Origin of the sequence: uncultured Bifidobacterium sp., assembly GCF_945269915.1 — a bacterium.
Lineage (GTDB): Bacteria > Actinomycetota > Actinomycetes > Actinomycetales > Bifidobacteriaceae > Bombiscardovia > Bombiscardovia indica.
In genome coordinates, this window is record NZ_CALYOY010000026.1 from 1 (window position 1) to 22,255 (window position 22,255).

Here is a 22,255-nt window from a genome sequence, read left to right on the forward strand (position 1 = left end):
GGATCGGAGGTCTGGTCTTGCGACTGGGCGTCCTGGGAGGTGGCTGGATCGGAGGTCTGGGCCGATTGGTCCTGGCCGCCAGCCTGACCATCGGCGTTGGTCGTAAGGGGTCTCCCCTCCCTGAGGATTTTCCAGACCGTTTTGGCCTCGTCCGTCCATACCACACGGTTTATATCCTGGGACCAGGGCTCCACGGGCAGGGTCCGGGCATAGATGTTGGAAGGCTTCAGGTCCTTCAGGGAGTCCCCCAGGCCCAGCAGGGTCTGGAAATCACCCAGGCCCTTGCTGATCTGCAGGGAGGAAAGGGATGTGGTGACCAGACGGTAGGCTTTGGGCAGGTCGGAGAAGATGTCGACCTTGTGCGCCTCTGTGGCCAGGGTCTTGATCAGGTACTGCTGCCGGGTGGTTCTCATGATGTCCGAACCGTCGCTGCCCGTGCCATGGCGCATTCTGGCGTATTCGGTGGCTTCGGTTCCATCCATGTGATGCAGGCCCCGCTGCAGGTCCAGTCCTGTGGTCTCGTCGACGGTGTCGACGGGGATGCACACATCGACCCCGCCCAGGGTGTCGATGATGGACTTGAACCCGTTGAAGTCTGCGACGACGAATTGTTGGATATCCAACCCGGTCAGGGACTGGACCGCCGTCAGGGTGCAGTTCGCGGCGGACTCAACATCGCCGCCCTGGGAATACCCCTCGGCGAAGATGGAATTGAACATGACCTTGGAACGGGCGGGTATGGTCGTTCCTTTGCTGGTGGTGCAGCTGGGGGCATCCACGATGGAGTCCCTGGGGATGGAGACCACATTGGCATAGGACCTGTCGGCCGAAATCTGCATGACCAGAGCCGTATCGGACTGGTGGTTGCCCTCCAGATCCTCACCGGCACCACCGATGGCTGAATTGCCCTCGCCGTCCCGGCTATCCTGGCCCAGGACCAGGATGTTCAGGGTCTTTCCCTTGTAGATGTCTTCGGGAGCCTTGTGCTTCTTGTCCGAAATCACCGACGGAACCACGGTGATCCTGCCGTTCAGGTCGATCCAGAAGGCGGCAACGGTCGAGGCCAGGAAGCAGACGATGAATGCCAGCACCATGCAGACGACGGCGCGCACCCGGTTGCTGGTGCGGTACCCCAGACTGTGCCGGGGCTTGCTGCCTGAACCCGCCTTGATGTTGGGCATATGTGCCTGGTTGTTGTTGGTCGTCAATGATGTGCCTTCCTCATTGGCCAATCTTTCGCATGCCCTGCGGTGGAGTCCCGCCTGCCTGGTCATGCCTGTCCGAACTGTTCAAATTGTAGACCGAGCCCTTCCGTGGGTGGCCGTCTCCGGCGCATACCCTCCATTTCCTCACCTATGGCTCTGATTGTGCCGGGATGGATAAAGGGCCCATACCGTCCGGTGCGAATCACCTGGAAAGAATAAGGAGATTTATCACTCTTCCAGATTCCGCAATAGGGGTGAATGTGAGATAAACCAATTGAAGAAAACCACTGTTTCACTTGTGCCGCCCCCGACTTTCAGGTGCTGGCAGTATAAGGAATTATCACTGGGGAAGAGCATCAAACCCCTTGTCCGGGTTGACAAACGTCCATTAGAGCGTATCTAATTGAAGTGTGTAGTAACACACTAGGGACTGGGGGGTCGCTATGGGTGGTTTTATAGACACTCAATATAACGGAAAACTGGAACAGCGTCTGCAACCGCTGATTGAATGGATGGAGTCCAACAACGCCTTATCGTGGCGGAATGATGCGCTTTGCGCCCAGACAGACCCTGAAGCCTTCTTCCCGGGCAAGGGGGGATCCACCCAGGAGGCCAAGAAGGTTTGTGCTGATTGTACAGTTCGTAAGCAATGCCTGGAATGGGCTGTTGAGCATGACGAACGCTTCGGAATCTGGGGAGGGATGAGCGAACGGGAACGCCGTCGCTACAAAAAGCGTATGCGCCAACAGTGAAACGGCAGAATCGCCGGATTTCCATGCCGAAGATAATGTGTGCCGGGTCTTGCGTACACTGGACCCTATGAGTTCTGTCGCGCCGCAAGCATTGGATGTCAAGCAGGTTCTCGCAGCTGTCATAGATGGCCGACCGGCCGACACCACCCAAGAGGTGGATTCCTCGGTTGCGGCCCTGGTGACGGTCGAACAGGACCTTACCTACCTGCCGGATACCCTCGAGGCCCTGGTTGCACAGACCGTGCTGCCGGGGGTGATTGTCATCGCGGACTGCTCCGGTGCCACCGTTGAGCCCCTGTATTCCGAATTTCAGGTCCTCAGACCAAGGCTGTCCAGCCGGCAGGTCGTTGGCTCGCGGGACCCCTGCACGGTGGAGGTCCAGGTGGTCCGGGCCAAGGGGGCCTCGTCCTTCGGGGATGCCATAGGCAAGGCCCTGGGGTATGCCCGTCTGCCTGAGATGACCCGGGGGCTATGGCTCCTGCATGACGACGCCCGTCCGATGGATCCGACCTGCCTGGAGACCCTGATTGATTCCTGGCGCAGGTCTCCCACGGCTTCGATTCTCGGCGCCAAGCAATTCGACTGGATGGGTGAGGGGCTCCGTGATGTGGGCCGGTATGCCTACAGGCATTCCACGGTCGGTCTGGTGGTCGACCAGGAGCCCGATCAGGAGCAGTACGACTCTCGTCAGGATGTCTTTTCGGTCAGTCTGGCGGGAGCCCTGGTGCCCCTGGAAACGCTGAAGAACCTGAGGGGACTGGAACGTTGGGCGGGCACCTTCGGTCAATCCGACGACCTCTGCAGGCGGATCTGTCTGTCGGGTGGAAGGGTCGTCGTGGTCCCCGGGGCCAGGGTAGCCCACGCCCAGGCGCGATTCCGCGGTCTGCGTGACCGTGGTGGTCACCCGGTCGATCCGGAACGACCGGCGGATGCCTCCATGGCTTGGATCGATGCCGCCGAACGGTACCTGTTGACGGACTTCCCATGGATCTGGTGGCTGCCGGTCTGGATATGGAGGCTCCTGGTGTCCGTCTGGTATGCGATTGCCAGCCTGGCCGACAAGCGGCCCTACACGGCCCTCTGCCACCTGTGCGCTCCGTGGAGGCTGCTGGGGCACCTGCGCTCCAGCATCATGATGCGTCGCAGACTCGCCTCAGTCAGTGTGACGGCCCTGAACCGCCTTGACGTGCTCCAGGCCAACCGGCAGCAGGTGCGGCAGTGGCATCAGAGGCAGCAGGCCTTCCGTGACCAACAGGGTCACCCCCTGCTCAGCCACCTGGCCCTGGCCCATCTGAAAAGGCAGCGTATCAGGCGTCTGATCTGGGCTCTGGGCATGACGGCCCTGGTCCTGGTCGTCCTCCTGGCCACCAACTGGTCCGTATGCCGGGACGTCTTCTCCGGTGGAACCATATACTCACGCACCATGCTCTCCTCGGGGGCCGATTGGAGTCAGCTCTTCTCGGCCGCCACCACATCCTGGACCTGGGGTGGGGGGGTCGGCATGCCGGCGGCCGCCACCCCCTTCCTTCTGGTGTTGATGGTCTTCAGCCTGCTGACGGGCGGGCATGTGGCCTGGGCCATGGTGCTGATGCTTCTGGTGGAGGTCCCCCTCTCGGCCCTGTCCTTCTGGGCCCTTGCGGGTATCTTCACCCGGTCCAACCCGGTGCGGGTGGCCGCGGGTCTGCTCTGGTCCTGTCTGGCCTTCGCCCTGGGTGTCGTGGAATCGGTCAACCTGCCCATCCTGACCGTTCTGGCCTTCATGCCCGCCGCCTTCGCCTTCGTCTTCAAGGCCGTGGGTCTCTATCAGACCGAGGCGCCGTCAAGTCCCCATGCCTCCGTGCAGAACGCGGCTCTGGCCGCAATCTGCTTCGTGCCGGTCACCCTGGCCGAGCCCCAGTTGCTCCTGGCCCTGATTCCGGTCTTCATCATCGTCTTCTGCATGGTTCCGACCCACAAGGCCATGTTGATGCTGATCCCGATCCCCTCGGCCCTGGCCTTGGCCCCGACCCTGGTCAACCTGGTCCGTCATTTCCGGGATGGACTGTGGCGTCAGCTCTTCAGCGACGTGACCATCCCCTCCTCCCTGGCACAAGGCCAACCAAGGGCGGACAGCCTGAGCGATATGGTGGTTCAGATACTTGGGCTGGATGTATCACAGGGGTGGATGGGCTGGTTCCGCAGCGGCGACTGGCGTGGCATGATCCTCCTGGGCACCCTTCTGGTCCTGGTCATCCTGGCCTTTGTGGCCCTCTTCCTGCCCGCGGTCATGCGCACCTCCAGGATGATGTGGGCCATGGCCCTGATCGGTGTGCTCCTGGCCATGGGGTCATCGGCCATCACCGTCGGACTGGACCAGAGCGGTCCGGTGGCCGGTTCGCCCCTGCCTGGACTTCTGCTGGTCCTTCTCTCCCTGATGGCTTGTATCTGCCAGGTCGCTGGTGGGGCGGTCAAGCCCTTCCGACCGCTTGTTTCCCGTGACAACAAGAACCCCGGAGCTTCCGAGAAGCACCTGGTGGAGTCGAATGCCAAGGCCATTGAGGTGGGGACCGATGGGAATGCCGGCGTTGTTCCGATCCTGGTCCGGGTGGGGCGTGGTCTGCTCACCCTGGTCCTGGTGGCCGTCCTGGCTGTTCTGGCCATGGAAAGCCTCTCTGGCGGGCGTCAATCGGCCATGCGCGCGGATAGGGACGGTCTGCCCATGGTTGCCGTGGATTACCTCTCCAAGTCTGAGGACCATAGGGTTCTGGTCCTGTCCGCTTCCGGGCAGAGCCAGGTCATGTATGGATCCATGCGTACCTCCCGTGGCGATCTGATCGACGTCTCGCCGGCGGCCAGGGCTCAGGCCGTTGGGGGCGGGCTTGATCCGGCGGCCGAGAGCCTCTCCTCCTCGAGTGCCTCCCTGATGGCCAGTTCCGATTCTTCAGCCATTCAGGCCATCAGCCGGTTGGGGTACGGGGGCATATACGTTCCCGGCGATTCCAGCGAATCGATCGGAGGGGCCGCCACCCCCAACGAGGACCTGGTATCCAATATCACGGCCAGCGACGGTACCCAACAGGTGGTGAGCAATGACCAGGGCACCTACTTCAGGTTGACCCTTGACCCCTCGGACAGGCATGGCATCGACATCTCCCCTTACCGGGCCGTGTCGGATTCGCCCTGGCGAAGGGCATGGCTCTGGGTGCTGGGTCTGGCCCTGGCGGGGTACTGCCTGGTGGCTCTGCCGCATCGTCGTAGTTCAGGACAGGAGCAGTGATGAGCAAGGAAACCAAGGATTCATCGGGTCGCGTCAGTCTGTGGAGACTTTCGCTGGGTGGGTTCTCCATCCTCATCGTCGTCGCCCTGGTGGCTTGCCTCGTCTTCTTCCGGCTTCCCCCCTTCATGATCGACAGGGTGCAGGCATCGTCCACCCAGACCCACAAGGTGAGCCAGCGGATCATCACCTCATACTGCCCGGCCCGGATGAGTCTGGACGAGGCCGACAAGGTCGGTGATGAAGAGCTCCGTGCCTCCGAGGGCGATCTGTCCGCCTCGGCCATGATGGGATCCTTCGGTTCGGTCCTGACATCGCGGATTTCCCCGGTCGGGGAGGGGGAGACCAAGACCCTGTCCGATCCCGATCCCCTGGACGGGGAGAAGGCCATGGTCGGCTCCCGCGGTGTGGAATCGGAGGCCCTGGCCTTCAGGTCCAACCTCTATAAGGTGGAGCCGGGGGCGGGGAGCACCGCTTCGATGGTGTCCTGGGCCACACAGGGCGACTTCAAGGGAGTACAGGGTCTGCGTTGCCCGGATGCCGGCATGCAGGCCTCCTTCCTCCTGCCCTCCACCAAGCAGGGGTGGACCCAGCGGCTGGTTGCCTACAACCCTTCCTCGAAGGCCACCAAGATCACCATCACCATCCATGGATCGGATTCTGGTTCCAGGATGACCCTGGCGAACGGCAACATGATGACGGTTGCCCCCGGCTCCCATGCCTCCTTCGACCTATCGGCAGCGGCACCCGACCAGGATGGCATCTACGTCACCGCAACGAGTTCCCAGGCCCCGGTGGCCATGATGACCACCATCAGTGCCATGTCCGGACTGGAACCACGCGGGGCCGATTACGCCACCGCCTTGGATCCGGCCGGCAGGGACCTGATCATTCCAGGGGTTCATGAGGATGACGGGATTCTTCTCCTGGCCAGATCGGAGAAGGCTGCATCCATGAAACTGACATGGTTGGGCGATCAGGGTGATCAGGAGGCGGACGGCCGCGAACTCAAGGCGGGGCGCACCTCAGCCATCGATCTGGGCAGGGTGCCCTCCGGGAAGACGGCCCTGCGCATCACCGCAGACCAGCCCATCAATGCCGTAGTCAAAATTCAGAATGACTCGGACAAGGACCAGTCGGACTTCGCCATCCTCAACCCCGGCACCGCAGCCGTATCGAGCGCCCTGACCGTGCCCGAAAACGCCAAGGGTCAGCTCAGCCTGGTCAATGGCTCCCGGTCCAAGGCTGCGGTCTCCCTGACGGGGTTTGACAAGTCCGGCAAGAAGACCGGGCAGAAGGATGTCGATCTGGACCCATCCAGGGCAGTGGACCTTGCCGTGGATGATCTGGGTTCGGGCACGGCAGCCGTCCGGATGGACAAGGGCGATCAGGTGGTCTGGAATGGACGCATCGAGGTGGACAAGGTCAAGGATACGGAACTGGCCGGTCTGGCATCCCTGATGCCATCAGCCCTTCTGCCCCGTACCACCATCATCCATGCCGGACAGGACCCGGCCATACTTCCCTGAACTCACTGACCCCACATGGGGTCGATCTGTTCGGGGGAGCGTCCGTAGAGCTCCGCCAGCCGAAGGACCAGCTCGTCCCTGATGACCAGTTCCAGGTCCATTCCGTCCCTGGCCTTGTGCTGGATGGGCATACGGTATAGGACGATTCTTGGAGGCAGGCCCCTGCCAGCGGGGAAAGACCGGGAATAGAGGCCGGAGGTCCCATCCCATGGTGTCGGGTCCGAGGGGGGAACATCCTCCACTGCGAACTGGACGGGTTTGACCAGGTCGGGCCAGCCCACGTTCAGTCTGCGAATCTGGGCGGCCACCAGATCGTCGAAGACCCCGCACCTGGTGCGGTATCCGGGTAGGCGGGTGCCGAAGGTCGGTCTGCGGATGCCTCGTCCGTGGCTGTTGCGGTAGACGGCCCGACGCCAGGGCGGCAGCTCATGTGTCATGGTACCTACCATAGCCGTCGGCCGGGCGGGGCGGTCTCAGGGTGTTCGGTACCATTGTCTGGATTGATCGTGATGCAAGGAGGATCCATGGCAGCAGGCGATGGCGATATCAAGGTGCCCCGGTGGCGTGATCTGGACCTGGATTCGGTCTGTGGCAAGGCGGATGTGCTGGCCTTTGACCTGGATAACACCCTGGCCCTGTCCAAGACCAGGATGGATGAGATCATGGCCCGTCATTTTGCCGCATTGACACGTCTGCGTCCGGTGGCCATCATCTCCGGCGGTCGTTTCCGCCAGTTCCGGGATCAGATCCTGGATGCTCTGCCCCCGGATACCGACAGGGCGCGCCTTCACCTGATGCCCACCAGCGGCACGCGGTACTACCGGTGGCAGGATGGCGACTGGGACCAGGTCTATGCCCATGACCTGAGTCAGGCGGACCGTCAGGCCGCCATCGCCTCCTTGGAGAAGCGTGCCCGGGAGCTGGGCGACTGGGAGGAAGACACCTGGGGTCCACGGATCGAGGACCGGGGGAGTCAGATCACCTTCTCCGCCCTGGGCCAGGAGGCCCCGGTCCAGGCCAAGGAGGCCTGGGATCCGGACAACAGCCGCAAGGACCGTCTGGCGGCGGCCGTGGCGTCCGACCTGCCTCACCTCCAGGTCCGTTCCGGCGGGTCCACCAGTGTCGACATCTCGGCCAAGGGGATCGACAAGGCCTATGCGGTCTCCACTCTGGCCCAGATCCTTGGGGTCGGTGTGGACGGGATCCTCTTCGTTGGTGACCGCATGGATCCCGATGGGAACGACTATCCCACGGCGCTTGCCGGTGCCATGGCCGTGAGCGTGGCCAATCCGGCCGACACCCTGGACCTGATCCAGGCCATGGAGTCCCGCCTGGCACGTTGACGCACACCCTCGTTTCCCGGGATTTCCAGCGGATTGAAGGTGCTTGTCTTGATGCATGGGATTTCCTCGTTCCGTGATGCAGGGCGCCGCCTGCGGCCTGCGGATGGTCCGGGAGGTTGAGGGTCTCATCCTGCCCAGGGGATGTGCCGGCTGCGACCTGCCCGATACCCTGCTCTGCCCTGATTGCGCCCGGCTGCTGACCTTGCCGGTCTTTTCCGATGCCCCCGCCTTTGCCTTGGGCAGGGCTCTCGCCTGTGGCCCATATCTTGGACCGGTCAGGCGGACCCTCCTGGCCTGGAAGGACCACGATGATCGCGCCCTGGACCGCCCGCTGGGGTGTGCCCTTTCCATCCTGACTGCGCGTCTCCTGGCAGGCGGTCAGCTCCTGTCCCACCTGCCAGGGGTGGCGAATGCCCCCATCCTGGTCGTCCCGGCCCCCTCATCGCCCCGGTCCCTGCGTAGGCGTGGGCGTGCCCATCTGGATCCTGTGGCCGCTGCGGTGGCTGGGACCTTGACGAATCTGGGTCTGTCGGCGGTGGTCTCCCACAGTCTGGTCATGCGGGGCATCCGCGGGAAGTCGGTCGCGGCCGGTGGCCGTTCCGACCGTGCCAGCAGGGTCTCGGGCAGCATAGCGGTCAGGGAGACCGCCTCCTTGGCCGGGTACCCGATTCTGGTCGTCGATGACATCATCACGACTGGTTCGACAATCAGACAGTGCGCCCGCGCCCTGACCCGGGCCGGAGGGTTCCCCCTGACCGCCCTGGCCCTGGCTGCCGCGCCCCAGGCCGATTCGGTGACTTAGCGGGCGTAGGCCACGGCCATCTCGTCCCATCGGGTGGTGGGCCTGGGGGAGAGGATGTGCCGGTTCATAGACCAGGTGGCACCGCTGTCGTCATCATGGCGTCCCCGTCCGCGAACGCCCCCGTATCCGACCCCCACCCGGAAGGGGCCGAAGCGTTGCGATGCGGCTTCCAGGACCTCGCCCAGCTGGTGGGTGTCTCGGGCTGCGCCCAGTCCGTCCAGCGTGTGGAAGTCCTTGGCATCGCTCAGCTCCAGGAGGACCACACCGGCCCGGACGTACCGGGCATGGGGGTCCACCCGCCCCTGGAGCGCCTGGCTCGCCGTCCGGGCGATGACCAGGGGATCATCGCTGGGATCCTCCAGGGTCACCATCCTGCTGGTAGCGGTGAACTGCTGGGGGGCATAGGGGCTGGTGGAGCAGAAGACCTTGATCTTGGCACAGAGGCTGTGCTGACGGTGGAGCCTGTGGCAGGCCTTCTGGGCGTATATGCTCAGGGCCTGGGCCAGGGAGGCATACCCCTCCACCGGGTGGGAGAACATCCGTGAACACAGGATCTGCCCGGTTCGCACCCCCTGGTCGGCGTCGGCCCCTGCCTCGATGCAGGCAATCCCGCGCAGCTCCAGGACCGTGCGTTGGACCAGGACGGAGAAGCGTCGCCTGATCAGGACAGGATCGGCATTGCGCAGGTCCAGGGCGGTGACGATACCCATGCCCAGCAACTTCCTGGTCAACCTGCGGCCCACCCCCCAGACATGGTCGATGGGAACGGATGCCAGGGCGCGGTCCCCGTACTCGGCCTCCACCTGGTCCCAAAGCGTGATTCCATCGCCGCCGGGATGGTCCTTGGCCCAATGGTTGGCCACCTTGGCCAGGGTCTTGGTGGGGGCCACCCCCACGCTGACGGGGATGCCGGTCGACCGCAGGACCGTGTCGCGCAGGTCCCTGCAGATCCGACCGGTCTTCTGATCGTCCCAGATGCTGGTCATGAAACACTCATCGATGGAGTAGATCTCCTGATCGGGCAGGAACTGCGCCATGACCGCCATCATGCGTCGGGAGAGGCTGGCATAGAGCTCATAGTTGGAACTCCGGGCGACCACCCCGTCGTGGATGGCCCGGTCCCGGATCTTGAACCAGGGGGTCCCATTGGCGATGCCGAGTTCTTTGGCCTCCCGGTTCCTGGCCACCACACAGCCGTCGTTGTTGGAAAGGACCACCACCGGTCTCCCCTCCAGGGAAGGGTCGAAGACCTTCTCGCAGGAGGCATAGAAGGAATTGGCATCCGCCAGGACCATCCGGGGGGCCAGGGCGGTTCCGTCCCCCGGACCCATCGGGGTGTGGCCGCCCTCCTGCTCAGGCATGGTGTCCCCATTCCGCGGTGGGGTAGACGGGCTGGAAGTGGTGTGCCTTCCTCCCGGCTCCGCCCTGTCGTGCGGTGGTGGTTCCGTCTCCCCGCCTGGCGGCTGACCCCTGCCTGCCCGGATAGGTGACCTGGGGGAGGGGACGGGATCCGAAACCGCCCGGGGTGTCGACGCGCTGCCAGTGGTAGTTGCCTGTGACCACCCCCCAGATGACCAGGTCCTCGCCGTCCTGGGGGATGAAATCGGGATAGGAGGGGTTCTCGGCATGGAGAATGGTATGTCCGTCCTTCCGGACCAGGCGCTTGACCAGCATCTCGTCATCAAGGATGGCGATGACGACGTCGTCTTGTCTGGGTTCCAGGGACCGGTCCACCACCAGAAGGTCCCCGTCGAAGATGCCGGCCCCGGTCATGGACTCGCCGGCCACGTGGATGATGAAGGTGGAGCTGGGGTGGATGATGACGTTCTGGTCGAAGCTGAAATCCCCGTTGAAGTAATCCTGGGCCACCGAGGGGAAGCCGGCTTGGACGGCCTCCAAGGCCAATGGAACGGGGCTGGGGTTGCCGATGAAGGAGGCCAGGGCATCGACCCTGCAGGTCTTCACGCCTGGGGCATTCGGCAATGGCGACGGGCTGGATGACCTGGACATGAACTCACCTCGGACTCATATGCATTCGAACAAATGTTCGATTCCATTATGGGCCGAGGTGGGGGGTCGCGTCAATGCGGCGAGTCGGAGCGGGAGGGTTACTTCCTGCCGTCGGTCCTTCCGGCAGGGGCCTGGTCGTCCTCATCCTGCTCGATGTGGTATTTGGGCAGGACGATCTCGAAATCAGCCCCCCGGGGGTCATCCACCACTTGGACCTGGCCGCCGTGGAGCTGGGCCGCCCATCGGGCTATGGACAGGCCCAGCCCGGTCCCGCCGGACTCGGTTCCCGGACCGGGCTTGCCCTTGACGAACCTCCGGAAGATGTCGGTGCGGGCCTCGGGCGGTATCTGGGAACCGAAGTTGACCACGTTGGTGACAACGGTCCCGTTCTCCCGGTCCTCGTGGGCCTGGACCAGGACGGTGGTCTCGTCGGCCGAGTGTTTCAGGGCGTTTGATATGACGTTGGTGAAGAGCTGGCGTAGTCGGTCCTGGTCGCCCTCCATCGTGATCCCATCCTCCAGGTCCACCTGGATGTCGTGGGCGTGCCCGGCGTCGGCGATGGCCAGGGGTTCTATGGTTTCGTCGATGAAGTCGGCGAAGTCGAAGTTCTCGATCCGCAGACTGGCGGCACCGGCCTCCATCCGCGAAAGGTCCAGGAGGAAGGCGATCAGGTCCGAAAGGCGGTGGGTCTGGTCAAGGATTCCCTCCAGGTTGGCCGGCGTGGGCTCGGTCACCCCGTCCGCCATGTTCTCCACCATGGCCTGGAGGGCCGATACCGGGGTTCGCAGTTCGTGGCTGACGTTGGCCACCATGTCACGGCGCATCTGGTCGGCATGCTGGAGTTCCTCGGCCATCTCGTTGAAGGAGAGGGCCAGCAGGCCGACCTCGTCACGGCTGGAGGAGGCGGCATGGACCCGGACCGTATAGTCCCCGGCGGCCATCGCCTCGGCCGCATCCCGCATCTGTCTCAGCGGGGCCGTCAGCCCCCGGGAGAAGAAGTAGGTGATGCCCAGGGCCACAACAAGGGTCAGGGGCATGGCGAACCATCCGCTCCAACCCATCTTGAGCAGGAACCAGGCCATGACGAAGGCGATGGCGGTGGCGATGATGATCAGGACACTCAGTTCCACCTTCAGGGAGGCGAAGCTGCCGATGGGGCGCTCGCGGTCAACCCGTTCCCTCAGGGATGAATTGGTGTGTCGGGTTTTCCTGTCTGTCATGCCCTACTCCCTTACATGCGTGGACCCGGGCCATCCCGTCCGGGGACCCGGGTCCACAACTCTGCCACTGCCCTACAGCATATACCGCAACTAGTCCTTCTGCCCATCCTCCGGGGGCTCGAAGGCGTAGCCCACCCCGTGCACGGTCCGGATCATCTGGGAGCCCAGCTTGTGACGGAGGGCCTTGACGTGGGAGTCCACGGTTCTGGTACCCGAGGCGTCGACCCAGTCCCAGACCTCTTCCAGGAGCTTCTCCCTGGTCAGGACGGACTTGGGCTTGCGGGCCAGGGTGGCCAGGAGGTCGAACTCGGTAGGGGTCAGATGGACCTGTTCCCCCTGGAGGGTGACGATGCGCTGGGCCGGGTCGATGACCAGGGTCCCGAAGTCCAGGACCTTCTCGTTCTCGGAGTTCTTGGCGATGACCTTGGCCCGCTCCACCCGACGCAGGAGGGCCTTGCAGCGGGCGATCAGCTCGCGCATGGAGAAGGGCTTGGTCATGTAGTCGTCGGCCCCGGCACCCAGACCGGTCACCTTGTCGGCCTCGTCGTCCCGGGCCGTCAGGATCAGGACCGGGACCGGGCGCTCGGCCACGATCCGCTTGGTGGCTTCCAGACCATCCATGATCGGCAGCATGATGTCCATGATGACCAGGTCGGGCTTGAGCTGCGAAGCCGCCTGGACGGCACTGGCCCCATCCGAGGCTACACGGGCGGTCCATCCCTCGGCGGTGATGCGTTGGGCGATGGCGGTGGCCAGGGTCGGCTCGTCCTCGACCACCAGGATGGTGCTTGGTGTTGTGTAGCGGCTTGTGTTTCTGATCATGCCTACCTCTGTTTTCGGTCTGTGTACTTCACAAGGCGGATACCCGCACCTTGAGGCGGTTCCGGTTCCTCTTCAATCACGTCGTTTCTTATAAGGATAGTCGTCTGCCGGTTTCAGTTGAAGCCTTTACCTGGGCGAATACTGTGCAGGCCCCGCACGAACCGGCAGACCCTGCCCAGCCTCCTGGAACAGCCGATATACCGGGGCCTGCAAGTCCATGCCAAATGACAATATTACATGGTACTTTATAGACTCGTCTTGGAGGATACATGGGTTACAACGTCGGTGATATGGTCGTCTATCCGCGTCATGGAGCCGCCAGGGTCGATGCCATCACCGAACGGACGGTCAAAGGAATCACCCGGAAGTACCTCCAGCTCACCGTTCTCTCCTCGGATGGCCTGGTCATCAACGTTCCCATCGACAACGCCAAGAAAGTCGGCGTCAGGGACATCGTGGATGCCAAGGAGGTGGCCAAGGTCTTCGAGATTCTCCGCACCCCGGTGGTGGAGGAGAAGGAAATGAACTGGTCGCGTCGCTACAAGCTGAACGTCGAGAAGATCGCCACCGGTGAGGTCAACAAGATCGCCGAGGTGGTTCGCGACCTCTCCCAGCGTGACGTGGATGAGCACGGGCTCTCCGCGGGCGAGAAGCGGATGCTGATCAAGGCCAGGAAGATCCTCACCTCCGAGATCGCCCTTTCCGAGAAGTTGGATGAGGACGAGGCCCAGCGTCTCCTGGATGTCAACCTGGGCTACGCCGCGCCCCAGCCCGGAGATGAAAAGCACCACAGCAAGTCTCCCAAGGAGCCGGCCTCCCGTACCCTGGCCAGGGTGGCCGAAGAGGCCAGCAGGGCCAAGGGCAAGGGCAAGGCGAAGCGGTAGGTCCCCGGTTTGGCTGTGGCGGGGGAGGATTCGGATCCGATGAGCCGGGATCTATCGACCGGTTTGGGTTTCGACGCCCATAGATTCGCCGCACCGGACCGGCATCGCCCCCTCTGGTTGGCCTGCCTGCAATGGAATGACGGCACGCCGGGAATCGAGGGCGATTCCGATGGCGATGTCGCCGTGCATGCCCTGATTGATGCCCTCCTGTCGGCGGCACATCTGGGCGATATCGGTACCCTCTTCGGCCTGGGACCGCAATCGAAGGGCGCTGGCATGCATGGTGCGGAAATGTTGTGCTCCACGTCCGCATACCTTCATGAGCATGGTTGGTCCCTGATGAATGCCTCGGTGATGGTGGTGGCCCAGCGTCCCCATCTGTCTCCACGACGTGACCAGGCCCAGGCGGCCATGACGGAAGCCTTGGGCGCCCCGGTTTCCCTGACGGCCACCACGACCGACGGGCTGGGGTTCACAGGCCATGGAGAGGGGATCGCCGCCATGGCAACCACCCTGGTTTCGCGCCTGCCCAGGTCCTGAATCCGTCTGTTTGCCACATCCGGGAAGGTGGTGGTGACTGGGTGGCGTCCGGCGGGCCGGGTCTTTCCCTCAGCCCCTGATGGCCTCCCAACCCTTGCCCATGGCCCAGAAGAGGGTGGAGAGGGTCACGATGATGAAGCTGGGAGGGGCCGGAAACATGGCCGAGAGGACCAGTCCGCCCCAGATGGAGACCAGACAGATCAATCCTGATACCAGCATGGCCTTGAGGGGTGATGCCACGATGATGTTGGCCGTGGCCGCTGGGGTGATCACCAGGGCGAAGATCAGCAGGGTCCCCACGGCCGGAACGGCGATGGTGATGACCCCGGCCATGATGGCCATGAAGGTCAGGTTCATGATCCCTATTGGCACCCCCCTGGCCTGGGCCACCTGCTCATCCAGGGAGCTGAAGAGGAGGGGGCGGTAGATCACCGCCAGAACGGCCAGAAGGATCAGGTCGAAGATCAGGAAGCCGATGACCTGCCCCCTGGTGATGGTCAGGATGGATCCGAAGAGGATGGACTGCATCTGCTGGGAAGCCGAGCTGGACATCCTGGCGAAGAAGAGCCCCAGGCCCGTGGCGAAGGCCAGAACGGTGCCGGTGGCGATTTCCCGCTGGGAGGCCCTCTTGCCCAGGGCGCCGATGACCAGGGCCCCGCCCAGGGCGAAGAGGCCCAGTCCTGCGGAGACCGGGAGCCCCAGAAGGACGGCTCCGGTGGCCCCGGGCAGGCCTATGTGAGCCAGGGCATGGGCCGCGAAGGTCGAATGACGGGCGATGGTGAAGTAGCCCATGGCACCGGCGGCGATGGCTATGAAGAGCCCGGCCAGGATGGCGTTGACCATGAAGGGTGCCGTCAGGGTGTCCATCCAGTGCGGGTCGATGATGCTGGTCTTCATGAAATTCCTCTCCCTGCCCTAGTCCCGCTTGCCTGTTGACGCATCTTCGGGTGTCCGGTCGGCCGCCGGATGCCGGGGGTGGAGGTTGACCACCTCGCTGGCCTTGAACCGGTCGTGCGCCATGCCGGCCGGCTCGTCCATGTCCGGGGCCACGAACATGTCCCCCTGGGGGGTGGTGACCACCTCGACCCTGGTCCCGTACAGGTGGGTCAGTAGGTCTGAGTCCAGGACATCATCCATGCGGGCGTAGTGGGGGTGTCCGTCCAGAAGGTAGACCGCTCCGGTCAGGATGGGGAGGAGCATGTTCAGGTCATGCGCGACCACCTGGATGGTCATGCCCAGTTGGCGGTTGAGCCGGGCCAGGAGGTGGACCGTGGCCCGTTGGCTGGCCAGGTCAAGGTTGGCCAGGGGCTCATCCAGCATGAGGAGCTCGGGGTCGCAGACCAAAGCCTGGGCGATGGCCACCCGCTGTCGCAGTCCGCCGGACAGTTGGGAGAGGCGAACATGGGCCCTGTCCTCCACTCCGACGAAGCGCATGGCCTGGCGGGTGCGTTCCCTGTCCGATCGGCTGACCGGGTGGATGCCGAAACGGGTTCCGGTCAGCCCCAGGAGGACGGACTGCTCGGCCGTCAGGTTGGAGTCGATATCGGAGGTGTAGCTCTGGGGGACGTACCCGATGTGGTCATTGGCCTGGCCGGCCGGCCGCCCCAGGACCTCGAGCCGCCCCTTGGAGAGGGGGAGGAGACCCAGTTCGGTCTGCATCATCGTGGTTTTCCCGGTCCCGTTGGTTCCCACGATGGCGGTCACCGTGCCCTTGGGGATGGAGAAGGTCCCGTCGGACCAGATCAGCCTGCCTGAGCGTTCTACTGAGGCATGGTCGAAGATGATGCAGATATCCTCCTGCTTCGTGTTCTCGGACATGTCCTCTTCCCTGACTGTGCCTGCCTCCTACCAGGGGTTCCCGGAGGAATGCAGCGTGGCGGATGGCCGGAGCTTAATGAATATTGTTCTCATTATGCATCCTGACCGGGACCTTGCCCGGTCGGCAGAGGAACGATGAGGATTCGCCGACTGCCGAACATGCAAATCACGGAATGACGATGAGGGCGGTCGGGGATGATCCGAGTCGCCCCTGGTACAGACTGCTGCCCGTTTATGGAAACCCGGAGGAAGTGGTTGGGCCTTGGGGCTAGGCTGGTCCTCCATATACACGGATGGTCCAGGACCGTCCACATGGAAGAAGATCCCCTCATCCCTCGGGAGTGCAGGGGCGGAAAATAAGAGGGAGTCGGGCTTTGACGGCATTGAAACTGGACGGGAAGGCGGCGGCCGCACAGGTCAAGGAAGACCTGCGTCAGCGGGTGAAGCGTCTGGCGGCGGCAGGGTCGCGGCCCGGCCTGGGAACCATCCTGGTGGGTGACGATCCGGGTTCCATGAAGTACGTCGAGGGCAAGCACAGGGACTGCCAGGAGGTGGGCATCAGGTCCATCCGGGTGGATCTGCCCGGGGACGCCGATGCCGACCGGATCACCCAGGCGGTGCGATCGCTGAACGAGAACCCCGACTGCACCGGCTACATCGTCCAGCTGCCCCTGCCCGAGGGGGTTGACCCCACGGCCGTCATCGACCAGATCGATCCGGTCAAGGACGCCGACGGGATGCATCCCTACAATCTGGGTCAGCTGGTCCTCCACACCGACGGGAGGGTGGCCACCCCTCTGCCCTGCACCCCCCGCGGAATACTCTGGCTGCTGGACCACTACGGAATCGACCTGAATGGCAAGGAGGTCTGTGTCCTGGGCAGGGGGCTGACCGTGGGCCGCACCGTGGGGCTGATGCTGACCAACCGGTCGGTCAATGCCACCGTGACCCTCTGCCATACCGGCACCCCCGACCCGGCATCCGCCATGCGGCGTGCGGACCTGATCATCGCGGCGGTGGGGCAGGCTGGTTTTGTCAGGGCCGGGGACGTCAAACCGGGAGCGGTCCTGGTCGACGTGGGCGTCTCCCGGGTCTGGGATGAGGACCAGGGGCGGTGGAGGATCAAGGGCGACATCGATCCGGCCGCCCGTGAGGTCTGCTCCGCCTATACCCCCAACCCCGGTGGGGTAGGACCCATGACCAGGGCCATGCTCCTGGCCAATGTGGTCGATACGGCGGAGCGCCAGGCCGGTCTGTGACCAATGGGATGGTCCCTGGGCGACACGCCCGGTCTTTGGCGGTGAAAATGACCTCGGTCTCGCCTAGTATGGAGATTGTTCGTGCCTGAGTGCAGGAACTTCATAACTTAATACGGAAAATTATCAACCCACTATACAAGAAACAACTCAATTAATGGCAGAGAATAAGAAGGAAGTTCCCCAGGTCGCTATCAACGATATCGGCACCGAGGAAGACTTCATCAAGGCAGTCGATTCCACTATCAAGAACTTCGAGGATGGGGATCTGGTCGAGGGCACGGTCGTCAAGATCGATCACGACGAGGTTCTGCTGGACATCGGCTACAAGACCGAGGGTGTCATCCCCTCCCGTGAGCTTTCCATCAAGAAGGACGTCGATCCCGACGATGTGGTCCAGGTCGGTGACACGATCGAGGCTCTGGTCGTCACCAAGGAGGACAAGGAGGGTCGTCTGATCCTCTCCAAGAAGCGTGCACAGTACGAGCGCGCCTGGGGCGATATCGAGAAGATCAAGGACGCTGACGGAGTTGTCGAGGGCACTGTCATCGAAGCCGTCAAGGGCGGCCTCATCGTCGACATCGGTCTGCGTGGCTTCCTGCCCGCCTCCCTGGTCGAGATGCGTCGTGTGCGCGATCTCTCCCCCTATATCGGTCAGAAGATCAAGGCCAAGATTTTGGAGCTGGACAAGAACCGCAACAATGTGGTCCTCTCCCGCCGCCAGTACCTGGAGGAGACCCAGTCCGAGGTTCGCGAGACCTTCATGGCCCAGCTCAAGAAGGGCCAGATCCGCGAGGGTACGGTCAGCTCCATCGTCAACTTCGGCGCCTTCGTCGACCTGGGTGGTGTGGATGGCCTGATCCACGTCTCCGAGCTCTCCTGGAAGCACATCGACCACCCCAGCGAGGTCGTCAAGGTGGGCGACAAGGTCACCGTCGAGGTCCTGGACGTCGACATGGACCGCGAGCGCATCTCCCTATCCCTCAAGGCCACCCAGGAAGATCCCTGGCAGCGTTTCGCCCGGACCCACGTGCCCGGACAGATCGTCAAGGGCAAGGTCACCAAGATCGTCCAGTTCGGTGTCTTCGTCTCCGTCGAGGACGGCATCGAGGGCCTGGTCCACATCTCCGAGCTGGCCAACCGCCACGTGGAGAACCCCGAGACCGTCGTCAAGCAGGGCGAGGAGATCTTCGTCAAGGTCATCGACGTCGACCTGGATCGCCGCCGCATCTCCCTCTCCCTCAAGCAGGCCGATGATTCGGTCGATCCCTCCTCCGAGGACTTCGATCCTGCAATCTACGGCATGCCCGCCGAGTACGACGAAGAGGGCAACTACAAGTACCCCGAAGGTTTCGATTCCGAGACCAACGAGTGGATCGCCGGTTACGAGAAGCAGCGCGAGGAGTGGGAGGCCCAGTACGCGGCCGCTCACGACCTCTGGGAGCAGCACAAGGCCTTCGTGGCCAAGGAGCTGGAGAACGCCGAGGCTTCGGCGGCCGAGGACAGCAAGTCCGCATCCGCTCCCGCCGCCTCCAACGGTCATGGTGGTCAGCACCAGGGTGCCGAAGAGGCCACCAACTACAGCTCGGAGGCCAACTCCGAAGGTACCCTGGCCTCCGATGACCAGCTGGCCGCCCTGCGCGAGCAGCTCCTCAAGGAGAAGCAGTGAAGCCAGTCCGTTCCCGGGGCCGCCAGGCCTGACTGAGCGACAGCGGTTGAAAGGTCCGGTCCACGACCGGACCTTTCTGCATCCGTGCAGGCATATCGTGGGCGAAAGGTGCCTCCTTGTCCGGCAGGTGCAGGTGTGGCCGTCTCGGTGGCTCGCGGCCAGGTTGGCGGTCCGCTACCTGGCTACGCGGGGCTGGGGCTGGCCGGTCCGGGCGGGTTTGGACCGATCGTCGCGGGTGGAGGGGAGTGGAATCGGTCCATGCGGTTTTGTGTCTGCGCGGATGGATTGCCCGTGGGTATCCTTGGACCGGCGCGACCTTGCGAGGAGGGGATCTGATGATACGGGTGGGTCTGACCGGCGGTATCGCCGCAGGTAAGAGTACCGTCTCGGCTCGCCTGGCCAAGGACGGGGCCAAGGTGATCGACTATGACCGTCTGGCCCATCAGGTCCTGGATCCGGGAGGCCCGGGGGTTGCCCCCGTTCTGAGGCGGTTCGGCCGGGAGTGTGCCGATGCACATGGCGGGGTGAACCGTGCGGCCCTGGCCTCACTGGTCTTTGGAGGGGGCGGGGCCGATCAGGCCAGGCGGGACCTGGAAGCCATCGTGCATCCCCTGGTCTATGACCTGGCCGATCAGGCTGAGGGGCCATGGCGGAATCATCCCCTGGTGGTGGTTCACGATGTCCCCCTCCTGGCCGAGGCCCATGACACCATCCCCTTCACCTTCGACCATGTCATCGCCGTGGAGGCCCCGGACGACCTGCGGATTGCGCGTATGGTGAATCAGCGGCATATGACCTGCAGCCAGGCTGTTGACCGGATGGATTCCCAGACATCCCAGACCGTTCGACGTCGCCTGGCGGACCTGGTTGTGGATGGGTCCGAATCAATCGAACACATGTTCGAGTCTGTTGATAGGATATATGAACGGCTACGGTCCGAGGCGGACCGCCTCCGCTGACCTTCCGCCCGGAGGGTCAGGCAGGAATCCCGAAGGGAGATTCATGGGTTTCAACATCGAGCGCACCAACAAACCTTTCGTGGTGAAGTCCCCCTACAAGCCATCGGGCGACCAGCCCGAGGCCATCGAGGAGCTGGCCACCAGGATCGAGAACGGTGAGAACGATGTCGTACTGATGGGTGCCACCGGAACCGGCAAGACCGCCACCACGGCCTGGCTGATCGAGCGCCTTCAGCGTCCCACCCTGATCCTCGAGCCCAACAAGACCCTGGCCGCCCAGCTCTGTGCGGAGTTCCGCGAGCTCATGCCCGACAACGCGGTCTCCTACTTCGTTTCCTACTATGACTACTACCAGCCGGAGGCCTACATACCCCAGACCGATACCTACATAGAGAAGGATTCCAACATCAACGACGATGTGGAGCGTCTGCGCCACGCCGCCACGGCCAACCTCCTGACCAGGCGGGACTGCGTGGTCGTGGCCACGGTCTCCTGCATCTACGGCCTGGGTACGCCCGAGGAGTACGCCGGCAGGATGCTCTTCCTCCATGAGGGTGACCAGATCAACCGCGACGACCTCCTGCGCAAGTTCGTCGACATGCAGTACAAGCGCAACGACATCGCCTTCACCCGCGGCACCTTCCGGGTCCGGGGCGACACGGTCGAGATCATTCCCGTCTACGAGGAGCTGGCCGTCCGCATCGAGTTCTTCGGGGACGAGATAGATCGGATCTCAACCCTCCACCCCCTGACCGGTGATGAAATCGCCCATGAGAGCTCGGTCCACATCTTCCCGGCCTCCCACTATGTGGCGGGCCCGGAGCGGATGGAGCGGGCCCTGAAGACCATCAAGGAGGAACTGGATTGGAGGGTGGGGGAGCTCCGCAAGCAGGGCAAGGAACTCGAGGCCCAGCGTCTGACCATGCGCACCACCTATGACCTGGAGATGCTGACCCAGATCGGCACCTGCTCCGGAGTGGAGAACTACTCCCGTCACTTCGATGGGCGAGAGCCCGGCACCGCCCCCCACACCCTCCTGGACTTCTTCCCGGACGACTTCCTCCTGGTCATTGATGAGTCCCATGTCACCGTTCCCCAGATCGGTGCCATGTACGAGGGGGATGCCAGCAGGAAGCGCACCCTGGTCGAGCATGGTTTCCGACTGCCCTCGGCCATGGATAACCGGCCGCTCAAGTGGCCCGAATTCCTGGATCGGGTGGGTCAGACCGTCTATCTTTCGGCCACGCCGGGAGATTACGAGGTCGGGCTCTCGGACGGGGTGGTGGAGCAGGTCATCCGTCCGACCGGACTCCTTGACCCGGAAATCGAGATCCGACCGGTCAAGGGTCAGGTGGACGACCTGCTGGATGAAATCAAGACCCGCGTGGCCAAGAACGAGCGTGTCCTGGTCACCACCCTGACCAAGAAGATGGCCGAGGACCTGACCGACTACTTACTGGAGCGTGACATCAAGGTGGAGTACCTCCACTCCGATGTGGACACCCTGCGTCGCGTCGAACTCCTGCGCGAGCTCCGTGAGGGGAAGATCGACGTAATCGTCGGCATCAACCTCCTGCGCGAGGGTCTGGATCTGCCCGAGGTCTCCCTGGTGGCCATCCTGGATGCCGACAAGGAGGGCTTCCTGCGCTCCTACCGGTCCCTGATCCAGACCATCGGCCGTGCCGCCAGGAACGTCTCCGGCAAGGTCATCATGTACGCCGACGAGACCACCGACTCCATGGATAAGGCCATCAGCGAGACCAACCGGCGCCGGGCCAAACAGATCGCCTACAACCAGGAACACGGCGTCGATCCCAAGCCCCTGATCAAGAAGATCAGCGATGTCAACGACATGCTGGCCAAGGAGGATGTGGACACCCAGACCCTCCTGGAGGGCGGATACCGGAATGCCAACAAGGCCGGCAACTCCCACCTGGGCGTACCCATCTACGACAAGGAGGAGGCCGACAAGCGCCACCAGGAGATCCTCTCGGCCGGCCTGCCTGCCCAGGACCTGGCCGACCTGATTCGCCAGCTCAGCGACCAGATGCATACGGCGGCCCAGCAACTCCAATTCGAGTTGGCCGCCCGGCTCCGCGACGAGATCAAGGACCTGAAGAAGGAACTGCGGCAGATGACCGAGGCCAGCAAGTAACCCGATTCAGACATACGGAACCTGATGGGGGGTGGGAC

At 63.4% G+C, this 22,255-nt stretch carries 19 protein-coding genes; 11 read left to right on the forward strand and 8 right to left on the reverse strand.

Features of this window, described 5'->3' with window-relative positions; translation table 11 throughout:
• On the reverse strand, nucleotides 1-1,208 hold a 1,208-nt coding region (locus Q0K62_RS05880), incomplete at its 3' end, for an LCP family protein (protein WP_297317051.1).
• Nucleotides 1,209-1,717: 509 nt separating this feature from the next.
• Between Q0K62_RS05880 and Q0K62_RS05885 the strand changes: the two genes are divergently transcribed.
• The 3 genes from Q0K62_RS05885 to Q0K62_RS05895 all read left to right on the forward strand — a co-directional run bounded on the left by Q0K62_RS05885 (nucleotide 1,718) and on the right by Q0K62_RS05895 (nucleotide 6,739).
• The gene (locus Q0K62_RS05885; protein WP_297317075.1) at nucleotides 1,718-1,957 is read left to right on the forward strand and encodes a WhiB family transcriptional regulator; all 240 of its coding nucleotides are present in this window, start codon (nucleotides 1,718-1,720) and stop codon (nucleotides 1,955-1,957) included.
• 67 nt (nucleotides 1,958-2,024) lie between these two features.
• Nucleotides 2,025-5,213 carry a glycosyltransferase family 2 protein gene (locus Q0K62_RS05890; RefSeq protein ID WP_297317052.1) on the forward strand — a complete coding sequence of 1,063 codons (3,189 nt, stop codon included), beginning with the start codon at nucleotides 2,025-2,027 and terminating at the stop codon, nucleotides 5,211-5,213.
• Nucleotides 5,213-6,739 (forward strand): DUF5719 family protein, encoded by a 1,527-nt coding sequence (locus tag Q0K62_RS05895; protein WP_297317053.1) that lies wholly within the window; start codon nucleotides 5,213-5,215, stop codon nucleotides 6,737-6,739. The genes Q0K62_RS05890 and Q0K62_RS05895 overlap by 1 nt, the downstream gene beginning before the upstream one ends.
• A gap of 2 nt (nucleotides 6,740-6,741) precedes the next feature.
• Here Q0K62_RS05895 and Q0K62_RS05900 read toward each other — a convergent pair whose 3' ends face one another.
• Nucleotides 6,742-7,176, reverse strand: coding sequence for a metallopeptidase family protein (locus Q0K62_RS05900; protein ID WP_297317054.1), 435 nt, complete (start codon nucleotides 7,174-7,176; stop codon nucleotides 6,742-6,744).
• 87 nt (nucleotides 7,177-7,263) lie between these two features.
• On the opposite strand from Q0K62_RS05900, the gene Q0K62_RS05905 reads away from it, so the two are divergent.
• Together Q0K62_RS05905 and Q0K62_RS05910 are read left to right on the forward strand one after the other, a co-directional pair.
• On the forward strand, nucleotides 7,264-8,082 hold the full coding sequence (locus Q0K62_RS05905) for an HAD-IIB family hydrolase (RefSeq protein WP_297317055.1): 819 nt from the start codon (nucleotides 7,264-7,266) through the stop codon (nucleotides 8,080-8,082).
• A 73-nt stretch (nucleotides 8,083-8,155) separates the two neighbouring features.
• Entirely contained in the window at nucleotides 8,156-8,884 is a 729-nt protein-coding gene (locus tag Q0K62_RS05910; RefSeq protein WP_366515889.1) for a ComF family protein, read from the forward strand.
• On the opposite strand, the gene Q0K62_RS05915 is transcribed toward Q0K62_RS05910, so the two are convergent.
• The 4 genes from Q0K62_RS05915 to Q0K62_RS05930 all read right to left on the reverse strand — a co-directional run bounded on the left by Q0K62_RS05915 (nucleotide 8,881) and on the right by Q0K62_RS05930 (nucleotide 12,936).
• Nucleotides 8,881-10,245, reverse strand: a complete 1,365-nt coding sequence (locus Q0K62_RS05915; protein WP_297317056.1) for a Y-family DNA polymerase — start codon at nucleotides 10,243-10,245, stop codon at nucleotides 8,881-8,883. The two genes, Q0K62_RS05910 and Q0K62_RS05915, sit on opposite strands and share 4 nt — an antisense overlap.
• Nucleotides 10,238-10,849: a LexA family transcriptional regulator gene (locus Q0K62_RS05920; protein WP_297317057.1), complete on the reverse strand. Its 612-nt coding sequence runs from the start codon at nucleotides 10,847-10,849 to the stop codon at nucleotides 10,238-10,240. The genes Q0K62_RS05915 and Q0K62_RS05920 overlap by 8 nt, the downstream gene beginning before the upstream one ends.
• Before the next feature lie 143 nt (nucleotides 10,850-10,992).
• Entirely contained in the window at nucleotides 10,993-12,114 is a 1,122-nt protein-coding gene (locus tag Q0K62_RS05925) for a HAMP domain-containing sensor histidine kinase (protein ID WP_297317058.1), read from the reverse strand.
• A 90-nt stretch (nucleotides 12,115-12,204) separates the two neighbouring features.
• Nucleotides 12,205-12,936 (reverse strand): response regulator transcription factor, encoded by a 732-nt coding sequence (locus tag Q0K62_RS05930; protein ID WP_297317059.1) that lies wholly within the window; start codon nucleotides 12,934-12,936, stop codon nucleotides 12,205-12,207.
• Nucleotides 12,937-13,205: 269 nt separating this feature from the next.
• On the opposite strand from Q0K62_RS05930, the gene Q0K62_RS05935 reads away from it, so the two are divergent.
• Both Q0K62_RS05935 and ispF read left to right on the forward strand, forming a co-directional pair.
• The gene (locus Q0K62_RS05935; RefSeq protein ID WP_297317060.1) at nucleotides 13,206-13,820 is read left to right on the forward strand and encodes a CarD family transcriptional regulator; all 615 of its coding nucleotides are present in this window, start codon (nucleotides 13,206-13,208) and stop codon (nucleotides 13,818-13,820) included.
• A 39-nt stretch (nucleotides 13,821-13,859) separates the two neighbouring features.
• The gene (ispF, locus tag Q0K62_RS05940; RefSeq protein WP_297317061.1) at nucleotides 13,860-14,360 is read left to right on the forward strand and encodes a 2-C-methyl-D-erythritol 2,4-cyclodiphosphate synthase; all 501 of its coding nucleotides are present in this window, start codon (nucleotides 13,860-13,862) and stop codon (nucleotides 14,358-14,360) included.
• A 69-nt stretch (nucleotides 14,361-14,429) separates the two neighbouring features.
• On the opposite strand, the gene Q0K62_RS05945 is transcribed toward ispF, so the two are convergent.
• Nucleotides 14,430-15,257: a metal ABC transporter permease gene (locus tag Q0K62_RS05945; RefSeq protein WP_297317062.1), complete on the reverse strand. Its 828-nt coding sequence runs from the start codon at nucleotides 15,255-15,257 to the stop codon at nucleotides 14,430-14,432.
• An 18-nt stretch (nucleotides 15,258-15,275) separates the two neighbouring features.
• The gene (locus Q0K62_RS05950) at nucleotides 15,276-16,178 is read right to left on the reverse strand and encodes an ABC transporter ATP-binding protein (protein ID WP_297317063.1); all 903 of its coding nucleotides are present in this window, start codon (nucleotides 16,176-16,178) and stop codon (nucleotides 15,276-15,278) included.
• 374 nt (nucleotides 16,179-16,552) lie between these two features.
• On the opposite strand from Q0K62_RS05950, the gene Q0K62_RS05955 reads away from it, so the two are divergent.
• From Q0K62_RS05955 to uvrB, 4 genes are all read left to right on the forward strand, one after another.
• The gene (locus Q0K62_RS05955) at nucleotides 16,553-17,437 is read left to right on the forward strand and encodes a bifunctional methylenetetrahydrofolate dehydrogenase/methenyltetrahydrofolate cyclohydrolase (RefSeq protein ID WP_297317064.1); all 885 of its coding nucleotides are present in this window, start codon (nucleotides 16,553-16,555) and stop codon (nucleotides 17,435-17,437) included.
• Nucleotides 17,438-17,591: 154 nt separating this feature from the next.
• A complete protein-coding gene (gene rpsA, locus Q0K62_RS05960; protein WP_297317065.1) occupies nucleotides 17,592-19,103 on the forward strand; it encodes a 30S ribosomal protein S1 in 1,512 nt (503 codons plus the stop codon).
• Nucleotides 19,104-19,438: 335 nt separating this feature from the next.
• Nucleotides 19,439-20,062 (forward strand): dephospho-CoA kinase, encoded by a 624-nt coding sequence (gene coaE / locus Q0K62_RS05965; protein ID WP_297317066.1) that lies wholly within the window; start codon nucleotides 19,439-19,441, stop codon nucleotides 20,060-20,062.
• 43 nt (nucleotides 20,063-20,105) lie between these two features.
• The gene (gene uvrB / locus Q0K62_RS05970) at nucleotides 20,106-22,217 is read left to right on the forward strand and encodes an excinuclease ABC subunit UvrB (protein ID WP_297317067.1); all 2,112 of its coding nucleotides are present in this window, start codon (nucleotides 20,106-20,108) and stop codon (nucleotides 22,215-22,217) included.
• Nucleotides 22,218-22,255 lie beyond the last annotated feature (38 nt).

Coding starts and splice junctions, on each gene's coding strand:
- Q0K62_RS05950 (WP_297317063.1), bottom strand. CDS start 16,178: ATGTCCGAGAACACGAAGCAGGAGGATATCTGCATCATCTTCGACCAT.
- Q0K62_RS05895 (WP_297317053.1), top strand. CDS start 5,213: ATGAGCAAGGAAACCAAGGATTCATCGGGTCGCGTCAGTCTGTGGAGA.
- Q0K62_RS05885 (WP_297317075.1), top strand. CDS start 1,718: ATGGAGTCCAACAACGCCTTATCGTGGCGGAATGATGCGCTTTGCGCC.
- Q0K62_RS05945 (WP_297317062.1), bottom strand. CDS start 15,257: ATGAAGACCAGCATCATCGACCCGCACTGGATGGACACCCTGACGGCA.
- uvrB (WP_297317067.1), top strand. CDS start 20,106: ATGGGTTTCAACATCGAGCGCACCAACAAACCTTTCGTGGTGAAGTCC.
- Q0K62_RS05925 (WP_297317058.1), bottom strand. CDS start 12,114: ATGACAGACAGGAAAACCCGACACACCAATTCATCCCTGAGGGAACGG.
- rpsA (WP_297317065.1), top strand. CDS start 17,592: ATGGCAGAGAATAAGAAGGAAGTTCCCCAGGTCGCTATCAACGATATC.
- Q0K62_RS05930 (WP_297317059.1), bottom strand. CDS start 12,936: ATGATCAGAAACACAAGCCGCTACACAACACCAAGCACCATCCTGGTG.
- Q0K62_RS05905 (WP_297317055.1), top strand. CDS start 7,264: ATGGCAGCAGGCGATGGCGATATCAAGGTGCCCCGGTGGCGTGATCTG.
- ispF (WP_297317061.1), top strand. CDS start 13,860: ATGAGCCGGGATCTATCGACCGGTTTGGGTTTCGACGCCCATAGATTC.
- Q0K62_RS05935 (WP_297317060.1), top strand. CDS start 13,206: ATGGGTTACAACGTCGGTGATATGGTCGTCTATCCGCGTCATGGAGCC.
- Q0K62_RS05900 (WP_297317054.1), bottom strand. CDS start 7,176: ATGACACATGAGCTGCCGCCCTGGCGTCGGGCCGTCTACCGCAACAGC.
- coaE (WP_297317066.1), top strand. CDS start 19,439: ATGATACGGGTGGGTCTGACCGGCGGTATCGCCGCAGGTAAGAGTACC.
- Q0K62_RS05915 (WP_297317056.1), bottom strand. CDS start 10,245: ATGCCTGAGCAGGAGGGCGGCCACACCCCGATGGGTCCGGGGGACGGA.
- Q0K62_RS05890 (WP_297317052.1), top strand. CDS start 2,025: ATGAGTTCTGTCGCGCCGCAAGCATTGGATGTCAAGCAGGTTCTCGCA.